The organism is Mycobacterium bulgaricum (genome assembly GCF_041287165.2).
GTDB lineage: Bacteria > Actinomycetota > Actinomycetes > Mycobacteriales > Mycobacteriaceae > Mycobacterium > Mycobacterium bulgaricum.
Window position 1 is genome coordinate 44,706 of sequence record NZ_JBGGKV020000002.1, and the last position, 23,522, is coordinate 68,227.

Here is a 23,522-nt window from a genome sequence, read left to right on the forward strand (position 1 = left end):
GCAACTGCACCGGACGCGACGGGGCCTCCATGGCCATGACTGGCGCCATCAATACCCCTTCTGTTGATCCTAAAGGCTGACACCGACTACATGCTTTGACCGGCCACGAGGCCCATCACAGCTGCTGTGAACAACAGCGGCGGCCGGGGATGTTGTTCCCTGCCCTCTACGCTGTGCCGGTGGCCCGCGCAGCAACCCCCGCGATCGCGGCCCTGGTCGCGGCTGGCGTCCCGCACGAGGTGGTGCAGTACAGGCACGATCCGCGCAGCGGGTCGTTCGGCGACGAGGCCGTCTCCGAGCTGACCCAGGCGGGCGGCCTTGCGCCCGAACAGATCTTCAAGACGCTAGTCGTCGCGCTGCCCAGAGGACTGGGTGTCGCGGTGCTGCCGGTGCCGTCGAAGCTGTCGCTGAAAGCCGCGGCCGCGGCGCTCGGCGCAGCGAAGGCCACGATGGCCGACCCCGCCGACGCGCAACGCTCGTCGGGCTATGTCGTCGGCGGCATCTCCCCACTGGGACAGCGCAGGGCGTTGCCGACGGTCGTCGACGTATCAGCCCTGCGGTGGGACCGCGTGCTGTGCAGCGCAGGTAAGCGCGGTTGGGACATCGCGGTGGATCCGCGGGATCTGGTGAGGCTGACCGATGCCGTCACCGCCGACATCTGCGCTGTCTAGTGTTGGGCCATGTCACTTGCGGGAAAGACCATGTTCATCTCCGGCGCCAGCCGCGGTATCGGGTTGGCGATCGCCAAACGCGCCGCCGCCGATGGGGCCAACATCGCGCTCGTCGCCAAGACCGCCGAACCTCACCCGAAGCTTCCCGGCACCGTCTATACGGCGGCCAAGGAGATCGAGGAGGCGGGCGGTCAGGCGCTGCCCATCGTCGGCGATGTTCGCGACGGTGATTCGGTGGCTGCGGCGGTCGCCGCGGCAGTCGACCAGTTCGGCGCCATCGACATCTGCGTGAACAATGCGTCGGCCATCAACCTCGGCTCCATCGAGGATGTGCCGCTCAAGCGGTTCGACCTGATGAACGGGATCCAGGTGCGCGGCACCTACGCGGTGTCGCAGGCGTGCATTCCGCACATGAAAGGCCGCGAGAACCCGCACATCCTGACGCTGTCACCGCCGATCCTGCTGGAGTCGAAGTGGCTCAAGCCGACGCCGTACATGATGGCGAAGTTCGGTATGACGTTGTGCGCGTTGGGTATTGCCGAAGAGCTGCGCGGTGCGGGCATCGCGTCGAACACGCTGTGGCCGCGCACGATGGTCGCCACCGCCGCGGTGCAGAACCTGCTGGGCGGCGACGAGTCGATGGCGCGCTCCCGCAAGCCCGAGGTGTACTCCGACGCGGCTTACGCGATCCTCACCAAGCCGTCGAGCTACACGGGCCACACGCTGCTGTGCGAGGACGTGCTGCTGGAGGCCGGCGTCACCGACCTGTCGGCCTACGACTGCGTGCCGGGATCGGATCTCGGCGTCGACTTCTGGGTCGAGTCGGCCAATCCCCCGGGCTACTCCGGGCCCTAGGTTTCGCCGAAATATTATTCCGGGTCGTGGAAATGGCGTAATCCGCAACCCGGAATGATATTTCGCGGCGATCAGCGGCGGGGCCTCAGCCCCAGGCGGCGCACACCTTTCGCCGCGGCCAGCCGGATGACGCCCGAGAAGACCTTGGTCTTGGCACGCGAGTACGGGTACCAGTTGATCTCCCGTTTCTGCGTCGGGATGCGGGGTGCCGTGATCGCCTGCGGGCGACAGTATTTCAGGATCCCGTCGGCCCCGCCGTGTCGTGATCCGATGCCGGAGTCCTTCCATCCCGGCATCGGCAGCGCGAAACTGAAACCGTTGGACAGCACGTCGTTGATGTTGACGGCACCGGCGTCCAGCCGACGGGCGATCCGCTGGGCCCGCGCCAGGTCCGCCGTCCAGACCGACGCCGACAGCCCGTAGCTGGAGTCGTTGGCCAGCCGGATCGCCTCCTCCTCGTCGGCGACCTTGACCACCGGGAGGGTCGGTCCGAACGTCTCCTCGCTGATGCACGTCATCGACTGGTCGACGTCGGCGAGGACCGTGGGCTCGAAGAATGTCCCGACGCCGGTTGGTTTGCCGCCGGTCGTCACGCGCGCGCCCGCGGCGACGGCGGCGTCGACGTGGCGAGCCACGATGTCGCGCTGAGCGGGTGTAGCCATCGCACCGACGTCGAAGCGGTAGTGGGCGTCGTCTTTGCCTTGCCGCAGACGCCCCACTTCGTCGGTCAGCTTGGCGACGAACGCGTCGTAGACCGGGGCCTCGACATAGACCCGTTCGACCGACACACACACCTGGCCGGAGTTGAACATGCCGCCCCACGCGATGCCCGCCGCAGCACGGTCGAGGTCGGCGTCGGCGAGCACGATCGCCGGATCCTTGCCGCCAAGTTCCAGCGTGCACGGGATGAGCCGCCCGGCGCACGCCACCGCGACCTTGCGGCCCGTCGCCGTCGACCCGGTGAAGTGCACGCAATCGGAGTTCGCGATCACGGCAGCACCGGTGTCGGCGTAGCCGGTGGTCAGTGAAAGGACCGGCGGTGCACCGATTTCAGCCCAGCCGCGCGCGAATTCGACCGAACTCAGCGGCGTCACCTCCGACGGCTTGAGCAATACCGCCGCGCCTGCGGCCAACGGGGCGATGCCGTCCAGCGCGACATTCAAGAGCGGGAAGTTCCACGGAATGATCAATCCGACGACCGGGAAGGGGCGGTGCACGGTGGTCAACCTCTTGACCTTCATCAGCGGGCTGTGCGCCGCGGGATGGCGGTCGGCGAGGAACTTCTGCGCATGACCCGCCCAGTACTTGAGCAGATCCGCGCACAGGGGAGCTTCGATGCTCGCTTCGGTGCGCGGCTTGCCCGTTTCGGACTGCAACACCTCTGCCAGATGCTCGGCGTGGTCGAGGATCCAGTCCTGCATGGCCAGCAGCCAGGGCTTGCGGTCCTCGGGGCCGAGGGCCTCCCATTCGGGTTGCGCCGCCCGCAGCGCACGGGCCTTCGCGGCCACGGTGTCGGCATCGTCGATCGGCACGGAGCCGACGACCGAGCCGTCGGCGGGGTTGCGCACGGTGATGGTCGTGAGAGCAGGCGCCGCCTGCACGTCGGTCATGTCCGCAGTATCGACCCCATGAAGGCACCCGGCACGGTTTTCACCGGATGCGACGGGACCGGCCGAAGCCGGCCGGGACTCCCGGCCGACACCGTGGGCTCAGTAAGCGCCACGGCCGGAAACGCTTGCTGCGGCAACGAGTTCGTCGCCACCGGTGAAGACCGGACCGAGTCCACCGTTGCCGCCCTCACCGTGGCAAGCTGTGGTCATGGGCTCGCCGACGATCTGGTCTTCAGGACGCTACGACGCCGTCGGGGAGCGCATCGCGCCGATCGCTTCTCAGGTGGTGGGCGCGGCCGAACGGCGGCACACGCTGGCCGGGGCCGTCGTCGTCGACTTGGCATGCGGGACCGGTAGCGCCGCGCTCGCCGCTGCCGCCCGCGGCGCCAAGGTGACCGGGGTCGACTACACGGCGGAGCTGGTCGGCATCGCCGCGGGCCGTGACGGGGCGGAGGCCGTGACATGGCGTACCGGGGACGCGTCGGACACCGGATTACCGGCAGACACGTTCGACGCGGCGATCTCGAACATGGGCATCATCTTCGTCGACCCCGACCGGCAAGTCGCCGAGATCATCCGCCTGCTCAAACCAGCTGGCACACTTGCTTTTTCGGCGTGGGTACGCAATGTCACCAATCCGTTGTTCGACCCGGTGGTCGCTGTGCTCGGGGCACCCGCGACGGCCGCCTTTTCGCCCGACCAATGGGGTGACACCGCGATCCTGACCGAACGGTTGGGCCCGCACTTCGATGACATCGACATCCAGCGCGGCGAACACCGCTGGGAATTCGAGTCGATGGCCGCGGCCATGCAGTTCCTGCGGGCGGAATCCCCGATGCACGTCGCCACGTTCCAGCGCGCAGGGGCACACGAAGAGGAGCTGGCGGCCGCTTTCCAGACGGCTTTGCAGGCCCACGCCGAACCCTCCGGTGCGATCGCCTTCAACGCCCCTTACATCGTGGTGAGCGCGCGACTGTCTCACTCGGCCTGATAGAGGATTCCGCGCCCGATGGCCTCCCGGACCACCGGCATGGCTGCGGCGGCCAGCGCGTCGGCGTCGACGCCGTGATGCGCGGCGAGCAGTTCGACGAGCGTGCCCAGGGGCACCTCGCCACGACAGCCCGCGAACAGCGCACGGGACACCTCGTCGACACCGATGACGGCGGCCGGCCCGCCGGGGCGTCGCACAGCGGCACCGACGACCTGCCATCCCTGCTCCCCGGGAAGTGACTGCTCCTCCAGGAACACCGGCGCCGTGGAAAGTTTGGCGGCCAGCAACTCGCTGTCGCTGGTGTCGTGCAGATATTCGCGTCGGGCGAAGAACGCCTCGACCTCCGGTCCGGTCAGCGCCTCGTCGGACCCGGTGATCGCCTCGAGAACGTGCTCAGGTGGCCGCATTTCGCCGGTCCGCGGAGCGCGCAGCGTGACCATGCCCATGCCGACGCCGGCGATGCCTTCGGCGTCGAACCAGTCCAACCACCGTCCGCCGCGCTGCGCTGCCTGCTCCGGCGACTCCCCCGCGTCCGAGGTCCACAGCGAGACGTAGCTGACCGGATCGGCGAACTCGCGCTGCACCACCCAGGCGTGCAGGCCGGTACCGGACACCCAGCCGCCGACGCGCTCCTGCCAGTTCTCGGGGTCGCGGACAATCCAGTTGGCCATGATCTGCGCGGTGCCGCCCGGTGCGAGATATTCGGCGGCCTGTTCGATCAGCCTCTGGCACAACGCATCCCCGGCCATCCCAGAATCGCGATAGATGTAGTCCAAAGCGCCGGTGCCCACCACGAACGGCGGATTGGACACGATGAGGTCGAACCGCTCACCGGCGACAGGCTCGAACAGGCTGCCGCGCCGCAGATCCCACGTCATCCCGTTGAGTCGCGCGGTCGCGGCGGCAAGGGCCAGCGCGCGTTCATTGGTGTCGGTCGCGACGATCTCGTCGCAGTGTGCGTTCAGGTGCAGAGCCTGGATGCCGCATCCGGTGCCGAGGTCCAGCGCGCGCCCGACTCGCCTGCGCACCACGGCGTGGGCCAGCGAGACCGAGGCGCCGCCGATGCCCAGAACGTGGTCGTGCCGTACCGGCCCGGCGCGCAGCGCGGCGTCCTGATCGGAGACCACGAGAAAGTCGTCGGCGCCGTCGCTGGTCGGGCGGATGTCGAGCACAGCCCGCACCGTGCCCCCCTGGCCGTGTTCGAGGACGCCGTTGTCCGCGAGGACGTCGACGTCGGCACCCGGCAACGCCAGTTCGACCCGGTCACGCGGCTCGTCGGTGCCGAGCAGGAACAGCCGCACCAGGACGGCGAGGCGCTGCTGCCGGGGTGACACGCGCTCGGTGACGCGCAGCGCCGACCACCACAGCCCTCGGCTGAACGCCGCGCCCGCGTCGGCGCCGAGAAGTTCGGCCACCCCGTCGGTGGTGTAACCCGCTGACCGCAGATCGGAGCCCAGGGAGTCGACGACAGCGCCCGAGTGCAGCGGTCCCGTCAAAGCAGGGTGCCTTGCTCGGCTTCAGGTGCGGCCGGTTCGATCAGCTCGGGCCCGTTGTTGCGGATGCTGTTCACCAGCGTGGACACCTCACGGATCTCGATGCGGTCCAGATCCCCGTGACCGCGCAGCAGACCCTCGTCGATCGGAGCGTCCGGATCCAGCCAGCGATCCCAGTCGGGGGCGCTGATCGTCAGTGGCATCCGGTCATGGATGTCGGCGAGTTGGGCGGCCGCATCCGTGGTGATGATGGTGCAGCTCAGCAGTGGCTTGGCGTCTTTCGGTCCGTCCTTGGGGCGCCACGTGGTCCACAGGCCGGCCATGAAGAGCTGCTCGCCGTCGCCGGCGTACATGTAGTACGGCGTCTTGGCGCCTTTGGCGCCCTTCCATTCGTACCAGCCGTCCATCGGCACCAGGCACCGCTTCGCCTTCGCCGAACTCCGGAACGCCGGTGACGACGTCACCTTGTCCGAGCGGGCATTGATCAGCAGCGGCCCGCTCTTGGTGTCGGGCCCACCGTCCTCGGCAGTCTTCGCCCACGGCGGCACCAGGCCCCAGCGCATCAGCCGCACCCGCCGGGTCGACTCGTCGTCGGGATCGGTGTGCCGCTTGACGACGGTCGCGACCGTCGTCGTCGGAGCCACGTTGAAGTTGGCCGACGGCGGGTCCTTCTTCTCGGATGTTGCTTCGTCGATCGCCTTGATCTTTTCGGCCAGCAGCGCCGGATCGGTCGTCACCGCGAATCGTCCGCACATGGTCCCCATGGTGGCAGAAACTCCCGACAGGCCAGAATGGGTGCTGTGAGCAATTGGCCGGCCCCGTCGACCGCGACCCCCGTCCACGCGACCGTCACCGTGCCCGGCTCGAAATCCCAGACCAACCGGGCGCTCATCCTCGCCGCCCTTGGCGCGCGCGCAACCGTCTCGGGTGCGCTTCGCAGCCGCGACACCGACCTCATGATCGCGGCGCTGCAGGCGCTCGGCATCACCATCGAGGCCTCCGACACCGACGACACCGAACTGACCGTCAGCGGCACCCTGGCCCCGCAGGCCGACACCCGCATCGACTGCGGTCTCGCCGGCACCGTGTTGCGCTTCGTGCCGCCGCTGGCCGCACTGAGCACAGAGACCGTGGTCTTCGACGGCGACGAGCAGGCCCGGTCGCGGCCGATCGCTCCGCTGCTCGACGGACTGCGCGGCCTCGGTGTGCCCGTCGACGGTGACAGCCTGCCGTTCACCGTGCGCGGCGACGGTGCGGTGCGCGGCGGCACCGTCGAGATCGACGCGTCGGGCTCGTCACAGTTCGTGTCGGGGCTGCTGCTGTCCGGTGCCGCGTTCACCGAAGGTCTCACGATCGTGCACACCGGCGAGTCCGTGCCGTCGGCCCCGCACATCGCGATGACCGTCTCGATGCTCCGCGACGCCGGCGTCGATGTCGACGACTCCGAGGCCGACGTCTGGCGGGTGGCACCGGGCCCCATCGCGGCTCGGCACTGGACCATCGAGCCGGACCTGTCGAATTCCGTGCCGTTCCTTGCGGCCGCCGTCGTCAGCGGCGGCGCCGTACGCATCACCGGCTGGCCCAGCGTCAGCACGCAACCCGCAGACACCATCCTGTCGATTCTGGAAAGCCTGGGATCGGACGTGCGGCGCGGAACTTCGTACCTGGAAATCCAGGGTGCGACGACCTACGACGGCATCGACGTCGACCTGCGCGACGTCGGCGAGCTCGCTCCCTCGGTCGCCGCGATGGCCGCGCTGGCCGCCCCGGGCTCGGTGTCGCGACTGCGCGGCATCGCGCACCTGCGCGGACACGAGACCGACAGGTTGGCTGCGCTGAGCACCGAGATCAACCGCATCGGCGGCCAGTGCGAGGAGACCGAGGACGGCCTGGTCATCACCGCGCGGCAGATGCACGGAGGCACGTGGTCGTCCTACGCCGACCACCGGATGGCGACCGCGGGGGCGATCATCGGCCTGCGGGTTCCGGGCATCGACGTCGAGGACATCGGCACCACCGCGAAGACACTTCCCGAGTTTCCGCAGTTGTGGGCCGACATGCTGGACGGCCAGACGGACCTGCGGGTCAACGCTTGAGCAAACGCGAGTACGACGAGTCCGATGTCCGGGTGCGCCCCGGGCGGGGCTCGCGCCCGCGCACGAAGACCCGGCCCGAACACGCCGACGCCCAGCAGGCGATGGTGGTGACGGTCGACCGGGGTCGGTGGGGTTGCGTGCTCGGCGACGACCCGGATCGCCGCGTGACGGCGATGCGCGCGCGCGAACTGGGGCGCACGCCGATCGTCGTCGGTGACGACGTCGACGTCGTCGGCGATCTGTCGGGTCGCACCGACACGCTTGCGCGCATCGTGCGCCGCGGGGAACGGCGAACAGTGTTGCGCCGCACCGCCGATGACACCGACCCGACCGAACGCGTCGTCGTCGCCAACGCCGACCAGTTGCTCATCGTGGTCGCGCTGGCCGACCCGCCGCCGCGTACCGGCCTCGTCGAGCGCGCACTGATCGCGGCCTATGCCGGTGGACTGATCCCGATCCTGTGCCTGACGAAAACCGATCTGGCGCCGGCGGAACCGTTCGCCGCGCAGTTCCGCGACCTCGACCTGACCATCACCACCGCCGGTCGCCACGACCCCCTCGAGGCCGTCGGAACGCTGCTCGCCGACAAGGTCACCGCACTGCTCGGCCATTCCGGCGTCGGCAAGTCGACACTGGTGAATCGCCTTGTCCCCGAGGCAGAACGGGCCACCGGTGCGGTCACCGACGTCGGCAAGGGCCGGCACACCTCGACCCAGTCGGTGGCCTTGCCGCTGGCGCTCGGCGGCTGGGTGGTCGACACCCCGGGCATCCGGTCGTTCGGGCTGGCACACATCGAACCCGACGACGTGGTCCTGGCGTTCTCCGATCTCGCGGACGCGATCGACGACTGCCCCCGCGGGTGCGGGCACATGGGCCCGCCCGCGGATCCCGAGTGCGCGCTGGACGGGCTGACCGGAGCTGCCGAAGGTCGCGTCCTGGCCGCCCGGAGGCTGCTGGCGGCGCTGCGGGAAGGCTGAGTGCCCCGCCCCGCGTTGTGACGGAGGAATTACCGGCTGACCGATGCGTTTGCGGCAGGGGTCCGTGGGGCACGCTGCCGGCGAAGGAGGATTTATGACTGAAGTACCGACGATCGAACTCAACGACGGCGCGCGCATCCCGCAGCTCGGATTCGGCGTGTTCCAGATCGAGCCCGACGAGACCGCCGATGCCGTCAAGCAGGCCCTCGAGGTCGGCTACCGCCACATCGACACCGCGGAGATGTACCAGAACGAGAAGGGCGTCGGCGAGGGCGTCCGCAACTCGGGGCTCAGCCGCGGCGACGTCTTCATCACGAGCAAGCTCAACAACGGCTTCCACACGCCTGAGGATGCGCGTCGGGCGTTCGACGAGACGCTGAAGGCGCTGGCCTTCGACGGCGACGACAACTACGTCGACCTGTTCCTGATCCACTGGCCGCTGCCGACGCTGTATGACGGCGATTTCGTCTCGACGTGGAAAACGTTGGAGGAGTTCAAGAAAGACGGCCGCGCCCGCAGCATCGGGGTGTCCAACTTCCAGGTGGCGCACCTGCAGCGGCTGGCCGACGAGTCAGACACCGTGCCCGCGGTCAACCAGATCGAGGTGCATCCGTACTTCGCCAACAACGAGGTCCGCGCCTACGGCAAGGAGCACGGCATCGCGACCGAAGCCTGGTCACCGATTGCGCAGGGCAAGGTGCTCGACGATCCCGTCATCACCCGCATCGCCGAGTCCACAGGCAAGTCACCGGCGCAGGTCGTACTGCGCTGGCACATTCAGCGCGGTGACATCGTTTTCCCGAAATCGGTGACGCTGCAACGGATCAAGGACAATTTCGCACTGTTCGACTTCGAGCTCGGCGCCGACGATTTCGACGCGATCTCCGGCCTGGACAAGGGTGAGGACGGTCGGATCGGCCCGAACCCGGACACGTTCGACTACATCCCGAGCTAGCTCTGACACCCCGCGAGTGGCGCGCCCCGGAGGCACGCCACTCGCGGCGTGCGTTCTGCGGACCCCACCTTCCCTCCCCGCATCTTAGTGTGGTTGAATTCCATTCAAGATAGCTTAACCGCGCTCGGGGAGGTGCCTGCCCGGTGGATCCGCACGACAACCCCGACGCTCTGCCCCGCAGCGTTTTTCAACCCGCGACTCTCGGCCCCGTCCTCCTCAGGAACCGGCTGATCCGCGCCGGAACCGGCGAATCGATGGCCGATCCCGACGGCCGAATCGGTCAGGACTACGCCGCCCTGCACGACAATCTGGCACGCGGCGGCGTCGGCCTGGCCTTCACCGGGCACATCTACAGCCACCGCCGCGGACGGTACGGCGAATTGCAGGCCGGACTGGACACAGACGACGCGATTCCCGGCTTCCGCCGCGTGACCGACGCCGTCCACCGGCACGGTGGCCGCATCTTCGCCCAGATCGCCCACGCCGGTAGCCAATCCATGTCGTTCGCGACGCGGCCGCTCGCGCCCTCCCCCGTCGACAACGTGATGACCGGTCGCAAGGTCTGCGCCGCATCCGACGACGAGATCCACGAGGCGATCGACGCGTTCCGCTCCGCGGCACGCCGCGCGGTCGAGGCGGGCTTCGACGGCGTCCACCTGCACGGCGCGAACGGTTACCTGATCAGCCAGTTCCGCTCGCCGCTGACAAACCGGCGCGACGACCATTGGGGCGGTTCACAAGAAAACCGGGACCGGTTCCCAACGGAGGTCATCCGCGCGATCCGCTCCGAACTCCCGCCCGACCGCGGATTGACGATGAAGGTCGGCATCGCCGACCTCGTCGACGAACCCGGTGGCCTGTCCGTCGACGAAGCGGTCCAAGGGGTAGCACGATTCGTCGCGGCGGGACTGCACGGGGTGGAGATCTCCTCGAACCTGATGAGCGATTACGTCAGCGCATCGATCCGCGGCTACGTCGCCGTCGGCCCGAAAGAGGCCGCGCGCGACCTGCTGTTGCACCGCCTGCATCGAACCGCAGAACCGGAGGCCTACTTCCTGCCGTTCGCGGATGCGGTGCGCACCGAGGTCGACACGAGCATCATCCTGGTCGGCGGCATCCGCAGAGTCGCAACGATGGAGACGCTGATCCGCGATGGTCGTGCCGATTTCCTTTCGATGGCAAGGCCGTTCATCCGGGAGCCCGACTTGGCACGTCGGCTGTCGACGGGGGGTCAGACGTCGCCGGCGTGCGTATCGTGCAACATCTGCCTGATGCACGACGAACATCATCCGTTGCAGTGCTGGCGAATTCCACGAACCAACCTGCTGCGGCATGCCGCCTACCGGTTCTCCGGCGGGTTCAAGGGCAAGGGATCGGGGCGCAAACCCACGGCCCATGAGGATGAGTGAAAGTCGTGTCGAGGGCGGCAGAGCGGAAGCCACCCTCGACACGCTTTGAGGCCGTCAGGCCGCCAGGCTCTGGCGCTTGACCGCAGCCTTCTCCGCACGCTTGGCGCGGCGTCGAGTCCGCACGGCCGCGATCGCCGACTTCAGGCCGCTGCGTTCCGTGTCGTCCAACCCGTCGAACATCCGCTCGCTGCGCGTCTCCGGTGCATCGTCGCGGGTGTCGCTCAGGAAGCGGTCCGGTAGCGACAGTTTGGCGATGGTGCGCCAAGACTTTCCGTACTGCACGGCGAAATTGCCTGTGGTGTAGGGCAGGTCGTACTTGTCGCAGATTTCCCGCACCCGAAGCGAGATCTCGTAGTAACGGTTGCTCGGAAGATCCGGGAACAGATGGTGCTCGATCTGATGGCACAGGTTGCCGCTCATGAAGCGCAGCACCGGGCCGTTCTCGAAGTTGGCGCTGCCGAGCATCTGACGCAGGTACCACTCGCCACGGGACTCGCCGACCATGTCGGTCTTCGTGAACTTTTCGGCCCCGTCCGGGAAGTGGCCGCAGAAGATCACGGCGTTGGCCCACACGTTGCGGATGATGTTCGCGACGACGTTGGCCTTCAACGTCGACTTGAACGTTGCCTTCGGCGACAGCGAGGTCAGCGCGGGATAAGCAACGTAGTCCTTCGCCACCTGATGGCCGGCCTTGATGCCGAACTCCTTGACGCGCACCATGGTCGCTTTGCGATCGTCGCGGCCTTTGAAGATCTTGCCGAGCTCCAGGTGCTGGAGGCCGACGCCCCATTCGAAGCCCGCTGCCAGCAGTGTGTTGAAGAACAGATTCAGCAGGTTCATCGGGGTCCACCGCTGATCGCGGGTGACCCGGATGACGCCGTAGCCCACGTCGTCGTCCATGCCGAGGATGTTCGTGTACTTGTGATGCATGAAGTTGTGGGTGAAGCGCCAGTGCTTGGACGCACCGCTCATGTCCCACTCCCACGAGGAGGAGTGGATCTCGGGGTCGTTCATCCAGTCCCACTGGCCGTGCATGACGTTGTGGCCGATCTCCATGTTCTCGATGATCTTGGCCACGCCCAGCGTCGTGGTGCCCGCCCACCAGAACTTTCGGCTGGAGCTTCCCGCCAGCATGAGCCGGCCGGCCACCTCCAGAGCGCGTTGGAACGCGATGGTGCGGCGGATGTAGCGTGCGTCGCTCGCCCCGCGGGAGTCCTCGACGTCCTGGCGGATCGCATCGAGTTCGCGTGCCAGGTTCTCGATGTCCGCATCCATCAGATGCGCGAATTCGGGAACGTCTGTGATCGCCATGGTTCAGCCTCCTCTCTCCGTACCTACGCTACCGTAACCTACGTATTCGTAGGTTACTACCCAGTAAAGCTTAAACGTCGAGCACGCAGTCGCCCGACGCCGCCGAAACGCACGTCTGTACCCGGGTACCCGGTTCGTGCTCGACGCCCGTTCGCAGATCGCGCACGTGCCCTTCGACCAGCCCTACGACGCAGGACTGGCAGATGCCCATGCGGCAGCCGAACGGCATCCGGACACCGGCGTCCTCCCCGGCGTCCATCAGTGACGTCGCCGCATCGACCGTGGCAGACCGCCCCGAGCGCCTGAACTCCACCGTGCCGCCGCTGCCGTGCACCGGCGCCCGAGACACCGCGAACCGCTCCAAATGGAGCCGCTCGGCGGCGCCGGCGGCTTTCCACGTCCGCTCGGCGGCCTCGAGCATCGCCTCGGGGCCGCAGGCCCACGTCTGACGTTTACGCCAGTCGGGCACGACCTCGTCGAGCCGGTCGAAGTCGAGCCTGCCCTCGGTTCGCGTCGCGCGCAGCTGCAGCCGATATCCCTCGTTGCGGGACGCCAGCTGCGACAGCTCGGAGGCGAACATCACGTCCGACTCGGCGGGGGCCGAATGCAGATGCACGATGTGGCCGGGACCGCCGATCTGCGAGCGCCGCGACAGGGTCCGCAGCATCGACATCACCGGGGTGATGCCCGAGCCTGCGGTCAGGAACAGCACCGACGCCGGCGCGGGGTCCGGCATCACGAAATTGCCTTGCGGCGCAGCAAGTCTCACGATGGTGCCCGGTTCGACACCGCCGACGAGGTGGGTCGACAGGAAACCCTCGGGCATCGCCTTGACGGTGATGGTGATGGTGCGCGAACCCTTGCTCGCTACCGGACTCGAGGTCAGCGAGTACGAGCGCCAGCGCCAGCGTCCCTCGACGAGCAGGCCGATGCCGATGTACTGGCCGGCTTCGTAGTCGAACGAGAAGCCCCACCCGGGCTTGATGACGAGCGTGGCGGAGTCCTCGGTCTCCCTGCGCACCTCGATGACGCGGCCCCGAAGCTCGCGCGCCGACCACAGCGGGTTGGCGAGCTTGAGGTAGTCATCGGGCAGCAGCGGGGTGGTGATCCGGCCTGCGATCGTGCGCAGGACATGCCAGCCCGGGCGCTGCTTGGCACCGGCAACGGTGGGCCGCACGGTGTCGGCCACCTTCGCGGTGGTCTTGATTGTCGTCTTGGCCATGACGGCTCCTGCCCGGGATTGCACGTGATCGCGACGCAGTCCCAGCGTAGTGGGACGCCTACCTACGGTAGCGTAACTTACGGTACCGTATCCACTCTCACAGCAGGTCAAGCAGGAATGGCAGCTCTTGTGGCGCATACCACGCGAGGTCGTGGTCCTGGGCGTCGCCGACCGTGAGCTCGGCGTCCTCATCGCCCAAATCGGCCGTGTCGATCACCTCGACGGCGGCGATGACAGCCGCCTCGGCGGCGGCGTTGTCGACGTACGCGGCGATCACCCGAGCAAGAGCCAGCTCCCCCGCCACCCGCACGACGGCGTCGTCGAGGTCGGGCCGAAGCGTCACGTCGTCGGCGTCGGCTTCGACGACCACCCGCCGTGCAGGCAGCCCGTCGGACTTCTCGTCACCGAGCAGACGAAGCGACGCCATCGCCGCCTCCCGCAACGCGACATCGGCGAGTTCGTCCTCGTCTCCCTCGGCGTAAGCCTCGCGCAGCGTCGGGGTCACGGCGAACGCCGTCCCATTGAGCGGACGAAGCGACCCGTCGGCGACCAGCTTCTGCAGCATGGCCAGGGTTGCGGGGACGTAGACGCGCACGAAAAGAGCCTAGTCGCCCTACACAGGACCTATTCGCGGTCGCCCGTCAGCGTGGCGACGTGATCGTCGACATAGGTCGACAATTCGCGGGGCGGGCGCTGGTAGTCGCCGCTGAGCACAGGACGCTTGGGCAACTTCACCTTCGGCGGGTCGACATCGTAGTAGTCGATGGTCGACAACAGGTGGGAGATCATGTTGAGCCGGGCATGCTTCTTGACGTCCGACTCGACGACGTACCAGGGACTCAGCGGGGTGTCCGTGTGCACCATCATCTGGTCCTTGGCGCGTGAGTAGTCCTCCCACCGATACACCGATTCCAGATCCATCGGCGACAGCTTCCACCGCCGCACCGGATCGTTGAGACGCGACTTGAACCTGCGCAGCTGTTCGTCGTCGGAGACGGAGAACCAGTACTTGCGAAGAATGATGCCGTCCTCGATGAGCATCTGCTCGAAAATCGGTGTCTGGCGCAGGAACAACGCGTGCTCGGCCGGGGTGCAGAACCCCATCACCTTCTCCACGCCCGCACGGTTGTACCAGGACCTGTCGAACAGCACGATCTCGCCTTTGGCGGGTAGGTGGGCGATGTAGCGCTGGAAATACCATTGCCCGCGTTCACGATCCGACGGCGCGGGTAAGGCGGCGATGCGCGCGATGCGGGCGCTCAGATATTCGGTGATGCGTTTGATCGTGCCGCCCTTGCCCGCGGCATCGCGGCCCTCGAACACGATCACCACGCGCGCACCGGTGGCTCGGACCCATTCCTGGAGCTTCACCAATTCCGTTTGGAGACGGAATAACTCGGCCTCATAGACGTCGTCGGGCAGCTTGTTTTTCTTGCTCGGCTTCTTGTTCGTACCCACCTAGGGAGCCTTGCCGTTTTCGCAGTTGGGGTCTTTCTCCACCGAGATGATGAAGTCGTCGCCGTGTTGGGTGACGCCGGAGATCACCGCGCTGTTGACGGCCTCGGCGGCGTACTCGCGACGCACGATCTTGGGATCGTGGCGTAGGTCTTTGACCAACGAGACGGCGAGTCCGACCATCACGAGCAGGAACGGCAGCGCCGCGATGATCGTGATGGTCTGCAAACCTGTCAGTGCGTCCTCGCCGCCGACAAGCAGCATCACTGCGGCGACCGCACCGGTGGCCACACCCCAGAACACCACCGTTCCGCGGCTGGGGTGGATGGTGCCCTTCTGCGACAGCGAGCCCATGACGATCGACGCCGCATCCGCGCCGGACACGAAGAAGATCGCCACCAGAACCATGACGATGATGCTGGCGATGGTCGCGATCGGATATTGGTCGAGCAGCGTGAAGAGCTGCTCCTCGACGCCGCCTTCCCCGGCGAGGTCGGTGCCGTTCTGTTGCTGGTTGATCGCCGCGCCGCCGAAGATGGCGAACCAGATGAGCGACACGATGCTCGGAACCAGCAGCACGCCGCCGACGAACTGACGGATGGTGCGTCCCCGCGAGATCCGGGCGATGAACATGCCCACGAACGGGGTCCACGACACCCACCACGCCCAGTAGAAGATCGTCCAGGACTGCAGCCAGGCGTTGACGTCGGCGCCCTCGGCGCCGGTGCGCGCCGACATCATGTTCAGGTCGGCGAAATAGCTACCCAGCGATGTCGGCAGCAGGTTGAGAATGAAAACCGTTGGGCCGACCACGAACACGAACATCGCGAGCACGAGGGCCAGCACCATGTTGATGTTGGACAGCCACTGGATGCCGCGAGCGATGCCCGACACCGCCGACAGGACGAAGCACACGGTCAGTACCGCGATGATCATGACCAAGATGGCGTTGCCGGTCTCACCGATGCCGGCCACGATTTGCAGGCCGCTGCGGATCTGGAGTGCGCCCAGGCCGAGGGAGGCAGCCGAGCCGAACAGAGTGGCGAAGATCGCCAGCATGTCGATGACTTTGCCCCAGGGGCCGTTGGCCCGTGATCCCAGCAGCGGCTCGAAGGCCGCGCTGATCAGCTGCAGCCGGCCTTTGCGGTAGACGCCGTAGGCGATGGCCAGGCCGACGACGGCGTAGATGGCCCACGGATGCAGGGTCCAATGGAACAGCGTGGTGGCCATCGCATTCTGAACGGCCTCGGAGTTGCCTTCTGGCCCGGTGCCCGGCGGCGGCGTCGCGAAATGCGACAACGGCTCGGCGACACCGAAGAACATCAATCCGATGCCCATGCCTGCGCTGAACATCATCGCGACCCACGAGACACCGTTGAACTCGGGCTCTTCGCCGTCTCGCCCGAGTGGAATCGTTCCGTACCGACCGAGCGCGAGGTAGAGGACGAAGACGACGAACCCGGTACTGGTCAGCGCGAACAGCCAGCCGGTGTTGTCCATGACCCATGTCAGCGCGGTGCTCGATGCGCTGGCCAAGGTGTCGGTGCTCAAGAACCCCCACACCAAGAACGCCGCAGCGAGAACCGAGGTGACTCCGAACACGACCCAGTCGATGCCGCGCGACCGCGAGATCTCGTGCTCCACGACGGGAACATCCAGCACAGGATGCAATGGCAGATCGTCGGCGTCGGACTTGGGCACCGCGGTGATTTCGCGGTCGGAAATGTCGGCCATTCGAGTCATTCGACGCCTGTTGGGGGCACCCGTCAAATCCCGTAGCGTCACAAACCGGTCACTGTGCGGCTTCCACCAGTTCATCGAGCGCTTCGCGCAACAGGCTGGGCAGCATCTCCACATCGCTCATCGCGTCGCGGTCGGCGTTGATCCCGAAGTACAGCATGCCGTTGTAGGACGTGACGCCGATGGCCAGCGTCTGGTTGTGCAGCAGCGGCGGCACGGCGTAGGTCTCCAGCAGTTTGGTGCCCGCGATGTACATCTGACTCTGCGCGCCGGGCACATTGGTGATGAGCAGGTTGAACTGGCGGGCCGAGAAGCTGGTGGCGACACGAATACCCATGGCGTGCAGGGTCGGTGGCGCGAAACCCGACAGGGTGACGATGGTGCGGGCGTCGACCAGGCTGGGCGCCGTCGGATGGGTCTCGGTGGCGTGCGAGATCTGGGACAACCGGACGACGGCGTTGGACTCCCCGACGGGCAGGTCGACCAGGAACGGCGTCACCTCGCTGATGGCCTGCCCCGGACCCGACGAGTCGATCTCGGCGTCCGGATACACCGACATCGGCGCCATCGCGCGCACCGTGGCCGTGGAAGTCACCGGTTCCCCACGGGAGAGCAGCCAGTTGCGCAGCGCGCCGGCCACCATCGCGAGCACGACGTCGTTGATATCGCAGTCGTAGCGGGCGCGCACGACGCGGAACTCGTCGAGGCTGCCCGAGGCGACGGAGAACCGCCGGTTGCGCGACACGGTGGTGTTCAGCGGACTGCTCGGAGCCGTGCCACGGGCGACGGTGCGGGCCACGTCGGCGACGCGACGGCCCAGGTCGATGATCTGTGCGGTGCTGGTCACGGTCTCGGTGACGGCATTGCGGACCGCTGCCGCCTGCGCGGTCGGCCGCATGATCCATTCGCCGAGCGCGCCCATCAGCAGCTGCCGGTCGCTGGGCTCGCGGCCGGGAATCCAGATGTCCTCCCCGAATTCGGGCGGCTTCTGCGTGCGGTCGGCGATGACGTGGCCGATCTCGAGGGCGGTCATACCGTTGACGAGCGCCTGATGCGACTTGGTGTAGATCGCGACCCGATTCTTGGCGAGTCCCTCGACGAGGTACATCTCCCACAGCGGGCGGGTCTTGTCGAGCGGACGCGATCCGAGCCGGGCGATGAGGTCGTGCAGCTGGACGTCGCTGCCCGGAGACGGCAGCGCAGAGCGCCTGACGTGATAGGTGATGTCGAAGTCACGGTCGTCGACCCAGACGGGCCGGGCGAGGCCCAGGGTGACTTCGCGGACCTTCTGCCGGTAGCGCGGGATCTGCGGCAGGCGCCGTTCGACGGTGGCCAGCAGCGTCTCGTAACTGAGTCCGCTGCGGGGTTTGCGCAGGATCTGCAGCGAGCCGACATACATCGGCGTCGACGAGTTCTCCAGCCGGTAGAAGGATGCGTCCGACGCCGACAACCTGGTCACCATGCGCGGCGCAGCCTCCCTATCGACAAACGTCAGACCCCGACACGTTATCCGTCTTTTGCAAGCCTCCGCAGAACGGGTGCTCTCCGGCCTCTGACATGCATGCGATCATTGGGGAGCTGCCACTCTCCAGCAGCTGTCCCGTCGAACGCTGGAGAACACGCATGCCCTCATCCCCCGCTTCCTCTGTTCCGTCGCAGGCCGCGCCCGCTGCGCAGATCTGGCTGACCTCGCCGGTCATCGACTACGAACCGGTTCCGCAACCGTTCCCGTCGTCAGCGCCGACACCGGCGTGCCCTACGCCGTCCGGCGCGGCCCTGCATCGGACTTCGTCACGGTCCCTGCCCTCACCCCGGCCCGTCCACCGCGAGATCCCGCCGCCCCGATCGGCAGTCACCTTCGCCGAGACTGCGCTGCGCCGCGTGATCGAAGTGATCGACAGGCGACGGCCGATCGCCCAGCTCCGTCCGCTGATGACGCCGTTCCTCATCGACTGCGTCGTCGCACGCTCCGGGGCACCGCGCGCAGGCAGCGCCACCTTGCGCCGGGTCCGCGTCCGCACCGTCGACAACGCGATGGACAACCCCGTCGGCAGCGCCGACGAGGTCAGCGCTGCGGAGGTGTTCGCGTCGTTCACCCGCAGCGGCCGCGTGCACGCCATCGCCGGGCGCATCGAACGCCACCAGAACAGCTGGCGGTTGGTCGCCTTGCAGATCGGCTGAATCAGCCGCGCTTGGAGTGCCTGCCGGCCTTCTGCTGCTGGCGGGCGGCCTCGCGGCGCTCCTTGCGGGTGGTCCCGGTCGTCGGTGACGGACCGGTGCGCTTGACCTCCACCCCGCCGTCCTCGGACGGTCCGGAGTAGGTCAGCCGCTGCTGCTGATCGTCGATTCCCTTGGCGCGCAAGCCCGCCGCCGGGCGTTCCTTGGTCGCCACTGCGCCCTGCTGCGCCGCGGCGGCGGCGAACTCGGCCAGCCCGGCCGGGGTCGCCTGCGCCGAGACCGCCGGCGCGGGCGCGCGCTCGACCTGGACGTTGAACAGGAACCCGACGGACTCTTCCTTCATGCCGTCGAGCATGCCGATGAACATGTCGTATCCCTCGCGGGCGTACTCGACCTCGGGGCGCTGCTGGGCCAGCCCGCGCAGGCCGATGCCCTCACGCAGGTAGTCCATCTCGTAGAGGTGCTCGCGCCACTTGCGGTCGAGCACGTTGAGCAGGACGTTGCGTTCGAGCTGGCGCATCGCACCCTCGCCGGCGATCTCCTCGATCTCGGCCTCGCGTGCCGCGTACGCGCGCTTGGCGTCGTTGACGAGTGCGTCGAGCAGTTCTTCGCGGGTGAGTTCGCCCGGCTCCCCGACGGCGTCGGAGTCGATCAGGTCGTGGTGGTCGATGCTGATCGGGTAGAGCTGCTTGAGGCCCTCCCACAGCTTCTCCAGATCCCAGTCCTCGGAGTAACCCTCGGCGGTCGCGCCGTCGACGTAGGCGGTGACGACGTCGACGAGCATCTTCTCGGCCTGTTCGGCGAGGTTCTCGCCTTCGAGGATGCGGCGGCGCTCGGCGTAGATGACCTTGCGCTGCTGGTTCATCACCTCGTCGTACTTCAGCACTTCCTTGCGGATGTCGAAGTTCTGCTGCTCGACCTGGGTCTGCGCACTCTTGATGGCGCGCGAGACCATCTTCGCCTCGATCGGCACGTCGTCGGGCAGGTTCAGGCGGGTCAGCAGCGTCTCCAGCGTGGCACCGTTGAACCGACGCATCAGCTCGTCGGCCAGCGACAGGTAGAAGCGGGACTCGCCGGGGTCGCCCTGACGACCGGAGCGGCCGCGCAGCTGGTTGTCGATGCGGCGCGATTCGTGGCGCTCGGTGCCCAGCACGTACAGCCCGCCCGCGGCGATGACGTCCTTGGCCTCGGCCGCCACCTGCTCCTTGACGTGCGGCAACTCTTCGTGCCAGCCCTGCTCGTATTCGTCGGCGGTCTCGATCGGGTCGAGTCCGCGCTGGCGCAGTCGGCGGTCCAGCAGGTAGTCGACGTTGCCGCCGAGCACGATGTCGGTGCCGCGGCCGGCCATGTTGGTGGCGACGGTGATCGCGCCGAGCCGGCCGGCCTCGGCGATGATGCCGGCCTCCTGCTCGTGGTACTTGGCGTTGAGGACGTTGTGCGGGATGCGGCGCTTCTCGAATTGGCGCGACAGGAACTCCGAGCGCTCGACGCTCGTCGTGCCGATCAGCACCGGCTGGCCCTTCTCGTAGCGCTCGGACACGTCGTCGACGACCGCGATGAACTTGGCTTCCTCGGTCTTGTAGATGAGGTCGGACTGGTCGGTGCGGACCATCGGCCGATTCGTCGGGATCGGGACAACGCCCAGCTTGTAGATCTCGTGCAGCTCGGCGGCCTCGGTCTCGGCGGTACCGGTCATGCCTGCGAGCTTGTCGTAGAGACGGAAGTAGTTCTGCAGCGTGATCGTCGCGACCGTCTGGTTCTCGGCCTTGATCTCGACGTGCTCTTTGGCCTCGATGGCCTGATGCAGACCCTCGTTGTAGCGGCGGCCGATCAGTACGCGACCGGTGAAGTCGTCGACGATGAGAACTTCACCGTTGCGGACGATGTAGTGCTTGTCGCGCTCGAAGAGTTCCTTGGCCTTGATCGAATTGTTCAGGTAGCTGATCAGCGGCGAGTTGGCGGCCTCGTAGAGGTTCTCGATGCCCAGCTGGTCCTCGACGAATTCGACGCCGACCTCGTTGATACCGACGACGCGCTTCTTGATGTCGACCTCGTAGTGGACGTCCTTCTCCATCAGCGGAGCGAGACGGGCGAACTCGGTGTACCAGTTGGAGCCGCCGTCGGCGGGACCGGAGATGATCAGCGGCGTCCTGGCCTCGTCGATCAGGATCGAGTCGACCTCGTCGACGATGGCGAAGTTGTGGCCGCGCTGCACGCAGTCTTCGAGCCGCAGCGCCATGTTGTCGCGCAGGTAGTCGAAGCCGAACTCGTTGTTGGTGCCGTAGGTGATGTCCGCGGCATAGGCGGTCCGGCGCTGCTCGGGCGTCAGCTGCGACAGGATGACGCCGACCTCGAGGCCGAGGAACCGGTGCACGCGGCCCATCTGTTCGGCGTCGCGCTTGGCCAGGTAGTCGTTGACGGTGACGATGTGCATGCCCTTGCCTGCCAGCGCGTTCAGATAGGCGGGCAGCACGGCGGTCAGGGTCTTGCCCTCACCGGTCTTCATCTCGGCGACGTTGCCGAAGTGCAGCGCGGCACCGCCCATCACCTGAACGTCGAAGTGGCGCTGGTTGAGCACCCGCCAGGCCGCCTCGCGGGCGACGGCGAACGCCTCGGGCATCAGGTCGTCGAGGTCCTCTTTGCCGTTCTCGAGGCGGCCCCGGAACTCCGCGGTCTTGGCGCGCAGTTCGGCGTCGGAGAGCTTCTCCATGTCGTCGGACAGGGTGTTGACGTAGTCAGCCACCCCCTTGAGGCGCTTGACCATGCGGCCCTCGCCGATACGGAGCAACTTCCCAAGCACGCTGATAACCCTTTTTCGTCGTCTGAACTCCGTCGGATACGGCATCGCGACAGACCGACACCATCGTAGGCGACGCGCCGAAATCCCAGCCTGTGCATCGCGCCGCGCAGCAAGAATCCCCCGGAACCGAGTTCACGGGGGATTCCTGCCCGATCAGGCCGTCAGGCGAGCTTGATCAATCCGTAGTCGTAGGCGTGCCTGCGATAGACCACGCAGGGCCGGTCGCTCTCCTTGTCGTGGAACAGGAAGAAGTCGTGGCCCACCAGCTCCATCTCGTAGAGCGCGTCGTCGACGGTCATCGGCTCGGCGGGGTGCTCCTTGACGCGCACGATGCGGCCCGGTTCGTGGAAGTCGACCGGCGCTTCGGCGGGTGCGGCATCGGCGGCCGTCCGCGCGAAAGCGGCGTCGAGTCGGTCCAGCGCCGTCGCCTCGTGCAGCGAGACCGGCGTCTTGTCGCCGTAGTGGATCTTGCGACGGTCCTTGCTCTTACGCAGCCGAGCCTCGAGTTTGCTCACCGCCGCTTCGAAGGCCGCGTAGAAGCTGTCGGCGCAGGCCTCACCGCGCACCACCGGTCCGCGGCCCTTGGCCGTGATCTCGACGTGCTGACAGTTCTTGCGCTGGCGGCGGTTCTTCTCGTGGTCGAGCTCGACGTCGAAGAGATAGATGGTGCGGTCGAATCGTTCCAGGCGGGCCAGCTTTTCGGCGACGTAGACGCGGAAGTGGTCGGGAACTTCGACGTTGCGGCCCTTGACCACGACTTCGGCGTTGGGTTGGTCTGAAACGTCGCTCGTGCTTTCGGAATCCATGACCATCGTGCTGTCGGACCTGACGGAATGACTTGACATACTTGGCAACTCGATTCTCTCGCATTCGCACGCTGACGCGTGCCGGCCGGGAAGACATCGCGCCGACGGGGCATAGATGATCGCGCCGCTCGCCGGTGCAAGGTGTCGACTGATCACCTCCTACCGCTGACGCGATACCGGCGCCCACATCCTGAGCGCCGCCGTGAATTGTTCACGGATGATTGGTGCCGACGGTAGTCGCTGTTCACCCAGTCGTGCCACCTATTCGGCAGACCTGTTTTCAGTTCTTCACGCGCGATTGATCTCGGGGTAATGGGGCGCCGCGTGCTCAGGCGTTCGCCAGCGCCAGCGCAGCAACGACGTCGACCCCTGCGGTTTGCAGAACGCGGACGGACTCGCTGAGGGTGGCGCCGGTGGTCACAACGTCGTCGACCACGACGACCGGACCGCCGACCGGTTTGAGGAGGCGCACGCGGCCGTCGACGTTGCGCTGCCGCGCCGCGCTCGACAATCCGACTGAGTCGCGGGTGAAAGCTTTGTAGCGCAGGGCCGGCGCGACGGTGACGCGGGGCCCGGCGGCTGCGGTCGCGATCTTGGTGACGGGATCACCGCCGCGGCGACGGGCCGCCGAACGCCGGGTCGGCGCGGGCACCAAGGTCAGCGGCAGTGGCAGGACACCCCACGCCAGCAAGTGCTCGATCGCCTCGTGCAGGGCTGCGGCGAACGGGCGGTGCAGGTCGGTGCGGCCGTGCTCCTTCAGCGCGACGATGGCCCGGCGGCGCGCGCCTGCGTATCGCCCGAGCGACAGCACGGGCACGCCGGGATCGAGCCGCGCCGTGATGACGTGCGGCTCGTCGTCTCGGACGGCGAGGTCATTCGCGCAGTCGGGACACCACGCAGTTCCCGGGGCCTCACAGCCGCCGCACTGCAGAGGCAGGACCAGATCGAGCATG

Annotated in this window: 20 protein-coding genes; 8 read left to right on the forward strand and 12 right to left on the reverse strand. The window is 67.2% G+C overall.

Features of this window, described 5'->3' with window-relative positions:
- Nucleotides 1-149: 149 nt before the first annotated feature.
- Nucleotides 150-671, forward strand: a complete 522-nt coding sequence (locus tag ACAG24_RS06705; protein ID WP_370472570.1) for a YbaK/EbsC family protein — start codon at nucleotides 150-152, stop codon at nucleotides 669-671.
- Between the two features lie 9 nt (nucleotides 672-680).
- On the forward strand, nucleotides 681-1,526 hold the full coding sequence (locus ACAG24_RS06710; protein WP_370472569.1) for an SDR family oxidoreductase: 846 nt from the start codon (nucleotides 681-683) through the stop codon (nucleotides 1,524-1,526).
- Between the two features lie 71 nt (nucleotides 1,527-1,597).
- On the opposite strand, the gene ACAG24_RS06715 is transcribed toward ACAG24_RS06710, so the two are convergent.
- Entirely contained in the window at nucleotides 1,598-3,136 is a 1,539-nt protein-coding gene (locus ACAG24_RS06715; RefSeq protein ID WP_370472568.1) for an aldehyde dehydrogenase family protein, read from the reverse strand.
- A gap of 208 nt (nucleotides 3,137-3,344) precedes the next feature.
- Here ACAG24_RS06715 and ACAG24_RS06720 point away from each other — a divergent pair, with 208 nt between their 5' ends.
- Nucleotides 3,345-4,127, forward strand: a complete 783-nt coding sequence (locus tag ACAG24_RS06720) for a class I SAM-dependent methyltransferase (protein ID WP_370472567.1) — start codon at nucleotides 3,345-3,347, stop codon at nucleotides 4,125-4,127.
- Here the strand turns inward: ACAG24_RS06720 and ACAG24_RS06725 are convergent.
- Both ACAG24_RS06725 and ACAG24_RS06730 read right to left on the reverse strand, forming a co-directional pair.
- On the reverse strand, nucleotides 4,115-5,623 hold the full coding sequence (locus ACAG24_RS06725) for a DUF7782 domain-containing protein (protein WP_370472566.1): 1,509 nt from the start codon (nucleotides 5,621-5,623) through the stop codon (nucleotides 4,115-4,117). The genes ACAG24_RS06720 and ACAG24_RS06725 overlap by 13 nt on opposite strands.
- On the reverse strand, nucleotides 5,620-6,375 hold the full coding sequence (locus ACAG24_RS06730; protein ID WP_370472565.1) for an SOS response-associated peptidase: 756 nt from the start codon (nucleotides 6,373-6,375) through the stop codon (nucleotides 5,620-5,622). The genes ACAG24_RS06725 and ACAG24_RS06730 overlap by 4 nt, the downstream gene beginning before the upstream one ends.
- A 36-nt stretch (nucleotides 6,376-6,411) precedes the next feature.
- Between ACAG24_RS06730 and aroA the strand changes: the two genes are divergently transcribed.
- From aroA to ACAG24_RS06750, 4 genes are all read left to right on the forward strand, one after another.
- Nucleotides 6,412-7,716, forward strand: coding sequence for a 3-phosphoshikimate 1-carboxyvinyltransferase (aroA, locus tag ACAG24_RS06735; RefSeq protein ID WP_370472564.1), 1,305 nt, complete (start codon nucleotides 6,412-6,414; stop codon nucleotides 7,714-7,716).
- Nucleotides 7,713-8,693: a ribosome small subunit-dependent GTPase A gene (gene rsgA, locus ACAG24_RS06740; RefSeq protein WP_370472563.1), complete on the forward strand. Its 981-nt coding sequence runs from the start codon at nucleotides 7,713-7,715 to the stop codon at nucleotides 8,691-8,693. The genes aroA and rsgA overlap by 4 nt, the downstream gene beginning before the upstream one ends.
- A gap of 94 nt (nucleotides 8,694-8,787) precedes the next feature.
- Entirely contained in the window at nucleotides 8,788-9,648 is an 861-nt protein-coding gene (locus ACAG24_RS06745; RefSeq protein WP_370472562.1) for an aldo/keto reductase, read from the forward strand.
- A gap of 143 nt (nucleotides 9,649-9,791) precedes the next feature.
- The gene (locus ACAG24_RS06750) at nucleotides 9,792-11,057 is read left to right on the forward strand and encodes an oxidoreductase (protein WP_370472561.1); all 1,266 of its coding nucleotides are present in this window, start codon (nucleotides 9,792-9,794) and stop codon (nucleotides 11,055-11,057) included.
- Between the two features lie 54 nt (nucleotides 11,058-11,111).
- Here ACAG24_RS06750 and ACAG24_RS06755 read toward each other — a convergent pair whose 3' ends face one another.
- From ACAG24_RS06755 to ACAG24_RS06780, 6 genes are all read right to left on the reverse strand, one after another.
- Nucleotides 11,112-12,368, reverse strand: a complete 1,257-nt coding sequence (locus ACAG24_RS06755) for a fatty acid desaturase family protein (RefSeq protein WP_370472560.1) — start codon at nucleotides 12,366-12,368, stop codon at nucleotides 11,112-11,114.
- A 70-nt stretch (nucleotides 12,369-12,438) separates the two neighbouring features.
- Entirely contained in the window at nucleotides 12,439-13,590 is a 1,152-nt protein-coding gene (locus ACAG24_RS06760; protein WP_370472559.1) for a ferredoxin reductase, read from the reverse strand.
- Between the two features lie 97 nt (nucleotides 13,591-13,687).
- A complete protein-coding gene (locus ACAG24_RS06765) occupies nucleotides 13,688-14,185 on the reverse strand; it encodes a DUF6912 family protein (protein WP_374150765.1) in 498 nt (165 codons plus the stop codon).
- Nucleotides 14,186-14,214: 29 nt separating this feature from the next.
- Nucleotides 14,215-15,048 (reverse strand): polyphosphate kinase 2, encoded by an 834-nt coding sequence (ppk2, locus tag ACAG24_RS06770; RefSeq protein WP_370472558.1) that lies wholly within the window; start codon nucleotides 15,046-15,048, stop codon nucleotides 14,215-14,217.
- Nucleotides 15,049-16,779 (reverse strand): BCCT family transporter, encoded by a 1,731-nt coding sequence (locus ACAG24_RS06775; RefSeq protein WP_370472557.1) that lies wholly within the window; start codon nucleotides 16,777-16,779, stop codon nucleotides 15,049-15,051.
- Nucleotides 16,780-16,837: 58 nt separating this feature from the next.
- Nucleotides 16,838-18,247 carry a WS/DGAT/MGAT family O-acyltransferase gene (locus ACAG24_RS06780; RefSeq protein ID WP_370472556.1) on the reverse strand — a complete coding sequence of 470 codons (1,410 nt, stop codon included), beginning with the start codon at nucleotides 18,245-18,247 and terminating at the stop codon, nucleotides 16,838-16,840.
- A gap of 161 nt (nucleotides 18,248-18,408) precedes the next feature.
- On the opposite strand from ACAG24_RS06780, the gene ACAG24_RS06785 reads away from it, so the two are divergent.
- Nucleotides 18,409-18,966, forward strand: coding sequence for an Rv3235 family protein (locus ACAG24_RS06785; RefSeq protein ID WP_370472555.1), 558 nt, complete (start codon nucleotides 18,409-18,411; stop codon nucleotides 18,964-18,966).
- A 1-nt stretch (nucleotide 18,967) separates the two neighbouring features.
- On the opposite strand, the gene secA is transcribed toward ACAG24_RS06785, so the two are convergent.
- The 3 genes from secA to ACAG24_RS06800 form a co-directional block, all read right to left on the reverse strand.
- Nucleotides 18,968-21,763, reverse strand: a complete 2,796-nt coding sequence (gene secA, locus ACAG24_RS06790) for a preprotein translocase subunit SecA (RefSeq protein WP_370472554.1) — start codon at nucleotides 21,761-21,763, stop codon at nucleotides 18,968-18,970.
- A gap of 161 nt (nucleotides 21,764-21,924) precedes the next feature.
- Nucleotides 21,925-22,608, reverse strand: coding sequence for a ribosome hibernation-promoting factor, HPF/YfiA family (gene hpf / locus ACAG24_RS06795; protein ID WP_445206173.1), 684 nt, complete (start codon nucleotides 22,606-22,608; stop codon nucleotides 21,925-21,927).
- A gap of 289 nt (nucleotides 22,609-22,897) precedes the next feature.
- Complete coding sequence (locus tag ACAG24_RS06800; RefSeq protein ID WP_370472552.1) at nucleotides 22,898-23,521, reverse strand: ComF family protein; 624 nt, start codon at nucleotides 23,519-23,521, stop codon at nucleotides 22,898-22,900.
- Between the last annotated feature and the right edge of the window lies 1 nt (nucleotide 23,522).

What these genes read in the sequence shown, in the direction of transcription:
- ACAG24_RS06705 (WP_370472570.1), top strand. Translation starts at nt 150, where the DNA reads ATGTTGTTCCCTGCCCTCTACGCTGTGCCGGTGGCCCGCGCAGCAACC.
- ACAG24_RS06710 (WP_370472569.1), top strand. Translation starts at nt 681, where the DNA reads ATGTCACTTGCGGGAAAGACCATGTTCATCTCCGGCGCCAGCCGCGGT.
- ACAG24_RS06715 (WP_370472568.1), bottom strand. Translation starts at nt 3,136, where the DNA reads ATGACCGACGTGCAGGCGGCGCCTGCTCTCACGACCATCACCGTGCGC.
- ACAG24_RS06720 (WP_370472567.1), top strand. Translation starts at nt 3,345, where the DNA reads ATGGGCTCGCCGACGATCTGGTCTTCAGGACGCTACGACGCCGTCGGG.
- ACAG24_RS06730 (WP_370472565.1), bottom strand. Translation starts at nt 6,375, where the DNA reads ATGTGCGGACGATTCGCGGTGACGACCGATCCGGCGCTGCTGGCCGAA.
- aroA (WP_370472564.1), top strand. Translation starts at nt 6,412, where the DNA reads ATGGGTGCTGTGAGCAATTGGCCGGCCCCGTCGACCGCGACCCCCGTC.
- ACAG24_RS06745 (WP_370472562.1), top strand. Translation starts at nt 8,788, where the DNA reads ATGACTGAAGTACCGACGATCGAACTCAACGACGGCGCGCGCATCCCG.
- ACAG24_RS06755 (WP_370472560.1), bottom strand. Translation starts at nt 12,368, where the DNA reads ATGGCGATCACAGACGTTCCCGAATTCGCGCATCTGATGGATGCGGAC.
- ACAG24_RS06760 (WP_370472559.1), bottom strand. Translation starts at nt 13,590, where the DNA reads ATGGCCAAGACGACAATCAAGACCACCGCGAAGGTGGCCGACACCGTG.
- ACAG24_RS06775 (WP_370472557.1), bottom strand. Translation starts at nt 16,779, where the DNA reads ATGGCCGACATTTCCGACCGCGAAATCACCGCGGTGCCCAAGTCCGAC.
- ACAG24_RS06780 (WP_370472556.1), bottom strand. Translation starts at nt 18,247, where the DNA reads ATGGTGACCAGGTTGTCGGCGTCGGACGCATCCTTCTACCGGCTGGAG.
- ACAG24_RS06785 (WP_370472555.1), top strand. Translation starts at nt 18,409, where the DNA reads ATGCCCTCATCCCCCGCTTCCTCTGTTCCGTCGCAGGCCGCGCCCGCT.
- hpf (WP_445206173.1), bottom strand. Translation starts at nt 22,608, where the DNA reads ATGTCAAGTCATTCCGTCAGGTCCGACAGCACGATGGTCATGGATTCC.
- ACAG24_RS06800 (WP_370472552.1), bottom strand. Translation starts at nt 23,521, where the DNA reads ATGCTCGATCTGGTCCTGCCTCTGCAGTGCGGCGGCTGTGAGGCCCCG.